Source organism: Nitratifractor sp., from assembly GCF_015487065.1.
Taxonomy (GTDB): domain Bacteria; phylum Campylobacterota; class Campylobacteria; order Campylobacterales; family Sulfurovaceae; genus Nitratifractor.
Genome location: NZ_WFQN01000168.1, coordinates 1 through 10,550 on the forward strand (window position 1 = coordinate 1; position 10,550 = coordinate 10,550).

A 10,550-nucleotide genomic window follows, 5' to 3' on the forward strand; every position below is an offset into this window, starting at 1 on the left:
CCACGATCTCCTCCAGAGGCTCCCGGTTGATCTGATCCTCACTGTGCCACCCCTCCTCGGGATCGAAGAGGAAGAGCTCCTGATCCTCGCTGCGGCAGGGGTAGTAGCCGTAGAGGATCGTCGGTTCGAAGAGCTCCCGGCGGAGGAAAGTATCTTTGAGCCGCTCCCAGGCGGGATAGACCGTCTTGTCCAGGAGCTTTTGGTACTCCTCTTTGCTCATCCCTTTGCTTTTGTAGCCCCAGTGCATCTTGAAGAGGGTCCGTTTGTTGACCCAGTTGAAGACCATTTCCAGATCGAGATTGCTTCGATCCATTACCCGCCGACCCCAGAAGGGGGGTGTGGGGATCTCCACCTTTTTGGGCATCTTGATCTCTTCAAAGGGAGGGATGATGACCTCTTTCTTCTCCTTTTTCACCCGTTCGGTCATATCCCCGGCCAGACGGGTATCCAGAGGCTGGGAGGGATCCTTTTTCCACTCCTCGATCCGGCTCATGGCCACCACGCCGTCGAAGGCATCGCGGCAGTAGAAGATGGGGCCTTTGTAGAGGGGGCGGCAGTAGTCGTCGACGAAACTCCGGGTCAGCGCCGCCCCGCCCATCAGGATGGGTACCTCAATCCCTTTGGCCGCCATCGTCTCCAGATTCTCCTTCATCACCTGGGTCGATTTGACCAGTAGACCGCTCATTCCGATGGCGTCGGCATTCACCTCCTCATAGGTCTCCAGGAACTGCTCCAGCTCCACCTTGATCCCGATGTTTTTGACCTTGAACCCGTTGTTGGAGAGGATGATGTCCACCAGGTTTTTTCCCACGTCGTGGACGTCGCCTTTGACGGTGCCGATGACGAGCGTGGTATCGGACTCCTTCTCCTGTTTGGTCAGGTAGGGGTTGAGATAATCCACCGTCGCCTTCATGGTCTCGGCGGACTGCAGGACAAAGGGCAGCTGCATCTGCCCGCTGCCAAACAACTCTCCGATCACCTTCATCCCGTCGATGAGGATCTCGTTGACGATCCGGTCGGCGGTGAGTTCGTGACGCGCCTCTTCCACCAGGGGGATGAGCCGCTCCTTGTCCCCGTCCATGAGGAGTTTTTTGATCTTCTCCTCGTTGGAGAGCTTTTCGTACTCTTCGTCGTTCTCCTCCGTCTCCAGGGTCTTGTCGCTGAAGTGCTCGATGAAACGGAAGAGGCTGTTCTCGTCGGCATGAAAAAGGAGCTCTTCACAGACGGCGATATCCTCAGGGGTCATTTTGGAGAGGGGGACGATATGCTTGACGTTGATGATAACGGTGCTCAGCCCCGCCTGGACGCAGTGGTGCAAAAAGACCGAGTTGAGATAGATCCGCGCATGCCGGGCCAGGCCGAAGGAGATGTTGGAGAGACCCAGGGTGGTCCCCAGCTCGGGATGGCGCCGATGGAGCTCCCGGATCGCCTCCAGGGTCTGCACCGCGGCATCCCGGTACTCCTCGTCGCCGCTTCCCACGGTGAAGGTGAGCACATCGACGATCAGCTCCTCTTTGCGCAGGCCATGCAGATTGACCGCCCGTTCGATCATCCGCTCCGCCACCTCCACTTTGCGCTCTTTGGTTTTGGCCATGCCGGTCTCGTCGATGGTGAGCAGCACCAGGGCCGCCCCGTACTTTTTGGCCAGGCGGCAGATTTTGTCGAAACGTTCGATCCCGTCTTCCAGGTTGGCGGAGTTGATGATGGGACGGCCCCCGATACACTGCAGCCCTCTTTCCATCGTATGGACATTGGTGGCGTCGGGCATCAGCGGCAGCGGAATCTTCTGGTTGTAGAGGCCGATCACCTCTTTCATATCCTTGGCCCCGTCGCGCCCGGCGAACTCCACGTTGACATCCAGGGCATGGGCTCCGGCGCGTACCTGCTCCTGGGCGACGTTAAGCGTTCCTTCGTAATCTTCGGCCAGGATCAGCTCCCGGAAGGCTTTGGACCCGGTAGCGTTGGAGCGCTCCCCGATCAGCAGCGGGGCGGGCTCCTGGAAAAGCTCCACGCTGTTGAAAAGCGAGGCGATACTGGGCGCTTGGGAACCGGTGGGAGCTTTGGGTCGGCGCCCCTCCAGTGCTTTTTTCAGTGCCTGGATATGCTGGGGCGTGGTTCCGCAGCATCCCCCCAAGAAGCTCACCCCGTCGAACTCGGTAAACTCCAGCTGCTTGGCGGCGAACTCCTCGGGCCCCATGGGGTAGTAGGTGAAGCCGCCCCGGTTCTGGGGCAGCCCGGCATTGGCATGGATCGAAAGAGGGAACTTGCTCCGCTCGCTGAGGGTCTTGAGGTGCTTTTTGACCTGATCGGGACCGGTACCGCAGTTGAAGCCCAGAGAGAGCAGATCGAAAGGCTCCATGATGGTGGCGATAGTTGCCGCGTCGGTTCCGATGAGCATGGAGCCGCTGAGCTCGATGGTGGCCGAAACCATGATGGGGAGGGCAGCACCCTTTTCGGCATTGGCCGCTTCGCAGGCGTGGAGTGCCGCTTTGATCTGCAGAGGATCCTGGCAGGTCTCCAGGAGAAAAACGTCGCAGCCTCCGTCGATAAGCCCTCTGGCTGTCTCCAGATACCCCTCGTACATCTCCACGTAATCGATGTGCCCCAGGCTGGGAAGCTTGGTTCCCGGTCCGATGGATCCCAGGACGAAACGGGGCTGCTCGGGCGTGGCGTACTCTTGACAGACCTCCCGGACCAGCTCCGCTCCCTTTTTGGAGAGCTCGTAGGCCCGGTGTCCCAGCCCGTACTCCTCCAGCACCCAGGGCATGGCGCCGAAGGTGTTGGTCTTGATCATATCGGCACCGGCCATGGCGTAGCGGGTATGGATCCGCCGGATGATATCGGGAGCCGTGGCATTGAGGAGCTCGTTGCACCCCTCCTGGCTCTCGCCCTTCTCATCCAGCCAGGCCGACTCCGGGATCTCCAGGCTCTGAATCTGGGTTCCCATCGCTCCGTCGATCACCAGATAGCGTTCGGCGGTTAACGCTCGGATCTTTTTCTGAAGAGACACGATATCTGTCCTTTTCTTACTCTTTTTGTCGTAATTGTATCCAAGGATGCGGAAAGGGACAACACCCAACGAGCCAGACCCCTCCTGTTGCATGGGTTTCAAAGTAAATCTGTTCACCTTAAGTCGCGCCGTGGTATGCTTCACACAATTTTTTGTCGCCACAACGCTTTTCCCGGCGTAATCCCGACACGACCAAATCACAAAGATCTACGCTTCCCGGAGCGTCGAAGGAAAAAACCATGTCGAAAGTTGTCAAAAACACCCTGACAGGCGCAACGATCATCAAACCTGATCCCGTCGATGAGGAGGTGCCGTTCGACGGAGGGGTAATGATCACGGAGACCGACCGTTACGGCATCATCACCTACGCCAACAAAAAGTTTCGAGAGATGACCGGGTATAGCAAAGAGGAGCTCATCGGCGCTCCCCACAATATCAACCGCCACCCCGATATGCCCAAAGCGGCTTTCCGTCAAATGTGGGAGACGATCAAAAGCGGAGAGTATTGGGAAGGGTATGTGAAAAATATGCGTAAAGACGGGCGCTACTACCTTGTCATCGTCTGGATCAAACCCAAATTTGACAACGAGGGGAGAATCGTCGGATATATCGCCGGCCGAAAGATCCCGGACCGGGCGAAGATGCAGGCTGCCCTGGCACACTATCGGGAGCTCAAAGCCCAAGAGGGGTGAAGCGGCCTACGAGGGGTGGATTTTTAGAGTGTCTCTTTCGCTTTCTGAAGCGCGTTGATCACTCCATCGATATTCTCTTTGGGAAGATGGACTTTCCAGTCCGGTTCGTCATTGTCGCCGTTGAGAAAAATTCCGATGCTGACCACAGCATCGCTCCCCGCTCCATAGGGCTCCTGAATAACCGCGACTTCGATCTTTCCGCTTTCGGTTCCTGCCAGCGGCATCGTCTCTATCTCTTGAATTTCATGTGCCATGATGACTCCTTCTGCTCAAAGTTGTTGGGAGTTTTATCATAGCGTAAAAGTGCGGGTAAGCCTGTGCAACCTGGATTGCTTTTCACCGAAACCGCCAACGACTTACTGAGAAAATTTCTTCCCTTTCGCCAGGCGCATGAGTGCTGCCTGTTGGCGGCGCCAGAGGCGGATGTCCATGGCGGGGACCCCGGCGTAGACCTTGCCGCCCTCCAGCGACTTGGTGGCGGCACATCGGGCAGCCAGGGTGGCGAAATCCCCGATCTCCAGATGACCCGCCGTGGCACTCTGTCCCCCCATAACCACATTGCGCCCCAGGCGCGTCGAACCCGAAATTCCGGTCTGTGCGACGATGAGAGAGTTCTCACCGATTTCACAGTTGTGGCCGATCTGTACCAGATTGTCGATCTTGGTCCCGTCGGCGATCACCGTATCTCCCAGGGCTCCCCGGTCGATGGTGGTGTTGGCCCCGATCTCCACCGCATCGCCGATTTCCACCCCACCGAGCTGATGGATTTTGATATGCCGACCCTCCCGGGTATGGGCGAAACCGTAACCGTCGCTGCCGATGACCGCTCCGCTGTGGAGAATGCAGTCGTTACCCAGCCGGCAGCCGTGGTAGATCGTCACATTGGGGTGGATCAGACAATGAGCCCCCACGGTGCAATCGTCTCCGATATAGCAGCCGGCCATGATCACCGTCCCCTCTCCAATGGTGACGTTTTTGCCGAAGCGGACGGTCGGATCGATATCGCACGCTCCCAGGAGCTTGGGAGGTTCGGAAGCCGTCGAGATCGGATGGGCGAAGATCGCCGTCGCCAAAGCCAGCTTGAGATAGGGTTCATCGGTGATGAGCGGGAGGACCCCCTCGGGAAGCTCCCCGGCGAAACGCTCCTCCAGGAGAACCGCTGCCGCCCGGGTTTTGGGAAGATCCCTGCGATACTTTTCGTTATGAAAGAAGCTCAACTCGTCCGGAGCCGCCTCGGACAGGGTATTGAGCCCGCGAATGGAACGGTCCTCCCCGCTATACTCCACCCCGATGGTTTCACAGATCTCCCGCAGTGAACGGCTCATCCCCTTCCTTTCATTTGATAGTCGCAAGTCCAAAGCACCGGGCTTTGCCCCTCAACGATCATCGTTCCATCGCTACCACGCCGCTGCGGACGATCTCGAGGGGGTGGTAGCGCTTGACCGCTTCGACAAAGTGTTCGATTCGGACCGATTCGTCCGCCGCCATGGCGATGAACATCTCGGTTCCGACATTGACAATCCCGCCGTTGTAGGCTTGGCAGAGCGCCTGAATATCCGCCAGAGGCTTCTCGATGGGGAATTTGACCAGAACCATCTCCTTCTCCACCATTTGCTCATGCTCGATCACTTTGAAGGTGGGAATGAGTTTGTGGAGCTGTTTGACGATCTGCTCGATGACCCGCCGGTTCCCCCGGGTGACGATGGTCATATGGGAGAGGTCGGTATCGGGAATCGGAGCGACCGTGAGGGAGTCGATGTTGTAGCCCCGGCCGGCAAAAAGGCCGGAGACCCGGGCCAAGACCTGGGCTTCGTTGGCGACGATGACCGAAATGACGCGTCTTACTTTATCCATCTCATTGATCCTTGTGTTCCAGCAGCATATTGTAGAGGGCTCCACCGGCGGGAACCATCGGCAGGACGTTTTCGAAACGGTCCACGGCGACATTGATGAAGGTGACTTTGCCTCCTTCGATGGCCGACTTGAGCGCCTGGTCAAACTCCGCTTTGGTCGTGACGTCGTACCCGGCACCACCGCAGGCCTCCGCCAGCATCTTCCAGTCGGGCTGATAACTCAGGTCGGTTTCGCTGTAACGTTTGTCGTAGAAGAAGGTCTGCCACTGACGCACCATCCCCAGAAAGTGGTTGTTGAGAATCACGTTGATGACCGGAATCTTGTTCTCCGCCGCCGTGACTAGCTCCTGGACATTCATCAGGATCGATCCGTCACCGGTAATGTTGATAACGGTTTTCTCCGGTTGACCCATTTTGGCTCCCAGTGCCGCAGGGAAGCCGAAGCCCATGGTTCCCAGGCCTCCGGAGTTGATCCACTGACGGGGACGGTCGAAGGGATAGAACTGTGCCGCCCACATCTGGTGCTGCCCCACATCGGAGGTGATGACGGCCTCTTCGCCGACCAGTTGACCGATCCTCTCGATAACCCACTGGGGCTTGATGATCTCATCGCTGTCCTGATAACTCAGAGGATGGAGCTCATCGTAGCGCGCCAAGATATCCCGCCAAACCTGATAACGGTCGGGATCGACCTTTTCCCGGATCATCGATTCCATCTTCTCCACGACCGTTTTGACATCTCCGACAATAGGATAGTCCACATCCACCAGCTTGCCGATATTGGCCGGATCGATATCGATATGAATGATATCGGCATAGCGGGCGAACTCCGAGAGCTTCCCGGTCACCCGATCGTCGAAGCGAGCCCCCAGGGAGATGATCAGATCGGTTTCGCTCATGGCCATGTTGGCGGCGTAGCTGCCGTGCATTCCCACCATGCCGACGAGCAACGGATTTTTCGCTCCCATGACCCCCCGGGCCATCAGGGTCTCGACCGCGGGAATCTGTGTTAGATCGGCAAAAGCCCGCACCTCTTTGTACGCGTTACTCAGTACGGTACCGCCGCCGATATACAGTAGCGGTTTCTTGGCAGCCAGGATCGCCTCCACCGCCTTTTTAACCTGTCGGTCATTGCCTTTGTAGCGCGGTTTGTAGGTAGGCAGATCCACACTCTCCGGGTAGACAAACTCCCCCAGTTCCCCGGTGATGTCTTTGGGGATATCCACCAGCACAGGACCGGGCCGGCCACTGCGGGCGATATAGAAGGCCTCTTTCAGAACCCGCGGCAACTCCTCGATGGAACGGACCAGATAGTTGTGCTTGGTACAAGGGCGGGAGATTCCCACCGCATCCACCTCCTGAAACCCGTCCGTTCCGATGAGGGAGAGCGGGACCTGTCCGCTGATGACCACCAGGGGGACCGAATCCATATAGGCCGTCGCCAGCCCGGTGACGGCGTTGGTGAACCCCGGACCGCTGGTGACCATCGCCACCCCGACTTCACCGGTGGCACGGGCATAGCCGTCGGCAGCATGGACCGCCGCCTGTTCATGCCGGGTCAGAATGTGCCGAAAGGCGTTTTGCTTGTAGATCTCGTCATAGACGTTCATGATGGCCCCGCCGGGATAGCCAAAGACTGTTTTGACCCCTTCGGCGATGATCGCCTCACAAACCATCTGAGCTCCGCTCATCTTCATAGGTACAACTCCGCTGCGATTATAATGGTGACGATTATATCAAAAATGCTCGATAAGCCAATTAGTGTTACAATGCAGTTCATTGAGAAAGAAACGGGTCGGCTATGATAGAAAAACCTCTAAAATTACTGTTTGTCTTTATCGCGATCGTCTGGGTCACTACCGCTTGCGACCAGACAAAGCGTTCCAAACAGGAGACTCCCCATCTGATGAACGGGGCGAGCATCGGAACCTCTTTTCAGGGATCGGACCGATACAGTCGGCCCAAAAATCCGATACGCACGCTCAAAGAGATGCAGATGAGCCACGAAGAGAAGATGGCCGCCATCGAGGCGGAAAAGGCCAAAGCCCTCAAACAGCTGGAGCTGGAGAAGACCCGCAGCGTGGAAGAGCTCCGCAAACGCACCCGGGAGATCGAAGCCCAAAGTGCGCTGAAACTGGCGGAAGAGAAGCGCAAATATGCCGCGTTGGTCGCGGCAAAGGAGCAGCGGATCAAGGAGCTGGAGGCGGCAACGGCCCGGGAACAAAGCAGCACACAAAAGGCGGTCGTTCAGATGCAGACCCAGAGCCGTCAGACCATCGAACGCCTCAAAAGCCGATACGGTGAGAAGATCGCCATGCTCAATGCCGAATTGACACAGCGGCGTCTCTGGATCGGTGTGGGGGTCCTGATTCTGCTGCTTCTCTTCTGGTTTTTCTTCTACCGTTACCGCAAACAACTCGAAGCGAAACAGCGGGAAGAAGAACGCCGCCACGAAGCGAGACTCCTGGAGAGTCGCCAGCAGCACGAACGGATCGACAAGATCCTGGAGATCATCGCTTCGGGCGATGCCGATACCGAGGTCAAAGTGGAACTGACAAAACTCCTGCAGCAGGGACTCTCCGAGAGCGATACGAAGCTGATCGAGTATAAAAAGGGGAATTAGTCGTTAGTCGCAAAGCGAAATTGCCACCCCTTCCCTCAGTCCGTCATCGATAACGATACACTCTTCGAACCCCAGCAGATCGAAGAGGGCCTCAAAGATCAGAATCCCCGCTGCGATCAGATCGTCCCGCCCTACTCCGACGGCTTTCTCCCGCTCCGCTTTGTTCATCGCCAGCAGTTTCCGCAGGTAGATCGCCAACTCCTCTCGTTGCAGCCGCGTGCCGTTGATACGTTTCGCATCGTAGGTACGGTAGTTCATTCCCAGTTTCAGGGCCGCTACGGTCGTGGGAGTTCCCGCCGTGGCGACAAAGGATTGCACCCGACCGTACCGGCCATAAACTCTCTCCACAAACTCCCGAAGCGGCGGCAGTTTCTCCGGCAAAAGCTCTCCGACTTTTTCCAGACTCCCCGCCTCTTGAGAGAGGGTAACAATCCCCAGAGGAAAGCTACGAGAAAGCGTCTTTCCCGGATAGCGAAAAATCAGCTCCGTCGACCCGCCGCCGATGTCCACCAAGACGAAAGAATTGTTCGCCGCATGGAGAGCCTTCAGACGTCCCTCCACTGCCAACAGCGTCAACGAAGCCTCTTCGCTCCCCTCGATAATCTCGAAGCGAACCCCCGTCTCTTCCTCGATACGCTTCAAAACCGCCTCCCGGTTCTCGGCCCGGCGCATCGCTTCGGTGGTCACGGCACGCAGCGCCGCCCCTTCAAAGCCGACACATTCACGGGCCTCCTTCAGAGCCTGAACGATACGTTCCACCACCGCTTCGCTGATACGGCCGCTCTGCTGCAGCCCGTCTGCCGTGCGAACGATCTTTTCGTATTCAGCCACAAATTCCCCGCTTCTACAATCGCGTTTGACGACACGCAGGGTATTGGAACCGAGATCGATGCCGATGGAGAATTTTGGATTTTGATTAAATGGCGTCGCCTTGCGACGCTCACCGAATTTATTCATTATTAACTATTAATTATTAATTTGATGCGCCATTACGGCACATCAGTGTTCTTCTCTAAAGGCGAATCCGTGTTCCCGCAACGCCTGGCGGATTGCCTCCTGGTGATCCTCACCCTTGGTCTCCAGGGCCACGCTGACATGGGCGTCTCCGAACTCCAGATCGGTGGAGGTGCGGTCATAACCAATCTGGACAATATTGGCCTGCACTTCCCGCATCAATCCGGCAAAACGCTCCAGGGCGCCGGGTTTGTCGATGAGGGTGACCACCAGTTTCATCTTGCGATAGGATTTGACCATCCCTTTTTCGATAATCAACGAAAGCATTGTCACATCGATATTTCCGCCGCTGAGTACAATCCCCACCCGACTGCCTTCGGGCAGATCCAAATGTTTGTGCAGCACCGCCGCCACGCCGACGGATCCGGCACCTTCCACGGTCAGTTTCTGCCGCTCCAGCAAGAAAAGAATCGCACTGGCGATCTCATCCTCGCCCACCAGATTCATCTGATCCACATAGCGCAAAATATACTCCAGCGTCACGGGGGAGGTGTCCCGTACGGCAATGCCGTCGGCGATGGTCCGCACCGAAGTGGTATCGATGGGCTCTTTGGCATCGTAGGAGAGTTTCATCGCCGGTGCTCCGGCAGAAGCGATCCCGATCACCTCCATCTCCGGAGAGAGGGATTTGGCGGCCACGGCGCATCCCGAGATCAGCCCGCCGCCGCCGACGGGGATCACCACGGCATCCAGGTCGGGCTGCTCTTCGAGCATCTCCAACATGATGGTCCCCTGCCCCGCCATCACCTCCTCATCGGCAAAAGGGTGGACAAAATCTTTGCCCTGCTCTTCGGCATATTTGACCGCATAGGCGTAGGATTCGTCGTAGTTGGCTCCCTTGAGGATCACCTGAGCGCCCAACTCCCGAACCCCCATCACTTTGGTCAAGGGGGTCGATTCGGGCATCACGATCGTTCCATCGATCCCGAAATGCCGGGCAGCAAAGGCCACCCCCTGAGCGTGATTCCCGGCACTGGCCGCCACCACGCCGTCCCGCCGCCCCTCTTCGATAAGCGCGGCGATTTTGTTGAAAGCCCCCCGAAGCTTGAAGGAACCGGTGCGCTGGAGGTTCTCCTTTTTCAGGTAGATCTCGTAGCCGCTCAGCTCACTGAGAATCGGCGCGTAGGCAAAGGGAGTGTGCAGCACCACGTCGGCTATCCGCTTCCTCGCCCGTCCGATCTTTTTTGAGTCCAACATTACCCATGCCTCTATAGAACCCAAAGTATACATTAGTCTGCACGCCATCTGCACCGATCATCGGCGGCATGGGTGATCGAAGCGAATACTCAACGCACTTTCCAAGTGCGCCTGCGCTTCTCTCCGACACCCCTACACACCGAGCATCGATACATCTGACG

General features: G+C 57.4%; 9 protein-coding genes. 2 read left to right on the forward strand and 7 right to left on the reverse strand.

Annotated features, from left to right (window positions below; translation table 11 throughout):
- Window positions 1–2,947, reverse strand: a 2,947-nt coding sequence (locus tag F8I07_RS09585) for a homocysteine S-methyltransferase family protein (RefSeq protein ID WP_292658967.1), incomplete at its 3' end; no start/stop codon positions are given.
- A gap of 302 nt (window positions 2,948–3,249) precedes the next feature.
- On the opposite strand from F8I07_RS09585, the gene F8I07_RS09590 reads away from it, so the two are divergent.
- Window positions 3,250–3,702 (forward strand): PAS domain-containing protein, encoded by a 453-nt coding sequence (locus F8I07_RS09590; protein ID WP_292658946.1) that lies wholly within the window; start codon window positions 3,250–3,252, stop codon window positions 3,700–3,702.
- A 23-nt stretch (window positions 3,703–3,725) separates the two neighbouring features.
- On the opposite strand, the gene F8I07_RS09595 is transcribed toward F8I07_RS09590, so the two are convergent.
- The 4 genes from F8I07_RS09595 to F8I07_RS09610 all read right to left on the reverse strand — a co-directional run bounded on the left by F8I07_RS09595 (window position 3,726) and on the right by F8I07_RS09610 (window position 7,252).
- Window positions 3,726–3,956, reverse strand: coding sequence for a hypothetical protein (locus tag F8I07_RS09595; protein WP_292658947.1), 231 nt, complete (start codon window positions 3,954–3,956; stop codon window positions 3,726–3,728).
- Between the two features lie 102 nt (window positions 3,957–4,058).
- Window positions 4,059–5,027: a UDP-3-O-(3-hydroxymyristoyl)glucosamine N-acyltransferase gene (gene lpxD, locus F8I07_RS09600; protein WP_292658951.1), complete on the reverse strand. Its 969-nt coding sequence runs from the start codon at window positions 5,025–5,027 to the stop codon at window positions 4,059–4,061.
- Window positions 5,028–5,085: 58 nt separating this feature from the next.
- Entirely contained in the window at window positions 5,086–5,556 is a 471-nt protein-coding gene (ilvN, locus tag F8I07_RS09605) for an acetolactate synthase small subunit (protein ID WP_292658954.1), read from the reverse strand.
- Between the two features lies 1 nt (window position 5,557).
- Entirely contained in the window at window positions 5,558–7,252 is a 1,695-nt protein-coding gene (locus F8I07_RS09610; RefSeq protein ID WP_292658957.1) for an acetolactate synthase large subunit, read from the reverse strand.
- Between the two features lie 104 nt (window positions 7,253–7,356).
- On the opposite strand from F8I07_RS09610, the gene F8I07_RS09615 reads away from it, so the two are divergent.
- Window positions 7,357–8,178 (forward strand): hypothetical protein, encoded by an 822-nt coding sequence (locus F8I07_RS09615; protein WP_292658960.1) that lies wholly within the window; start codon window positions 7,357–7,359, stop codon window positions 8,176–8,178.
- A 3-nt stretch (window positions 8,179–8,181) separates the two neighbouring features.
- On the opposite strand, the gene F8I07_RS09620 is transcribed toward F8I07_RS09615, so the two are convergent.
- Together F8I07_RS09620 and ilvA are read right to left on the reverse strand one after the other, a co-directional pair.
- Window positions 8,182–9,135 (reverse strand): phosphatase, encoded by a 954-nt coding sequence (locus F8I07_RS09620; RefSeq protein WP_292658962.1) that lies wholly within the window; start codon window positions 9,133–9,135, stop codon window positions 8,182–8,184.
- A gap of 42 nt (window positions 9,136–9,177) precedes the next feature.
- Window positions 9,178–10,389: a threonine ammonia-lyase gene (gene ilvA / locus F8I07_RS09625; protein WP_292658964.1), complete on the reverse strand. Its 1,212-nt coding sequence runs from the start codon at window positions 10,387–10,389 to the stop codon at window positions 9,178–9,180.
- Between the last annotated feature and the right edge of the window lie 161 nt (window positions 10,390–10,550).

Bases quoted from the DNA above. Each gene is read 5' to 3' on its own strand.
- lpxD (WP_292658951.1), bottom strand. From the start codon at position 5,027: ATGAGCCGTTCACTGCGGGAGATCTGTGAAACCATCGGGGTGGAGTAT.
- ilvA (WP_292658964.1), bottom strand. From the start codon at position 10,389: ATGTTGGACTCAAAAAAGATCGGACGGGCGAGGAAGCGGATAGCCGAC.
- F8I07_RS09615 (WP_292658960.1), top strand. From the start codon at position 7,357: ATGATAGAAAAACCTCTAAAATTACTGTTTGTCTTTATCGCGATCGTC.
- F8I07_RS09620 (WP_292658962.1), bottom strand. From the start codon at position 9,135: ATGAATAAATTCGGTGAGCGTCGCAAGGCGACGCCATTTAATCAAAAT.
- F8I07_RS09595 (WP_292658947.1), bottom strand. From the start codon at position 3,956: ATGGCACATGAAATTCAAGAGATAGAGACGATGCCGCTGGCAGGAACC.
- ilvN (WP_292658954.1), bottom strand. From the start codon at position 5,556: ATGGATAAAGTAAGACGCGTCATTTCGGTCATCGTCGCCAACGAAGCC.
- F8I07_RS09610 (WP_292658957.1), bottom strand. From the start codon at position 7,252: ATGAAGATGAGCGGAGCTCAGATGGTTTGTGAGGCGATCATCGCCGAA.
- F8I07_RS09590 (WP_292658946.1), top strand. From the start codon at position 3,250: ATGTCGAAAGTTGTCAAAAACACCCTGACAGGCGCAACGATCATCAAA.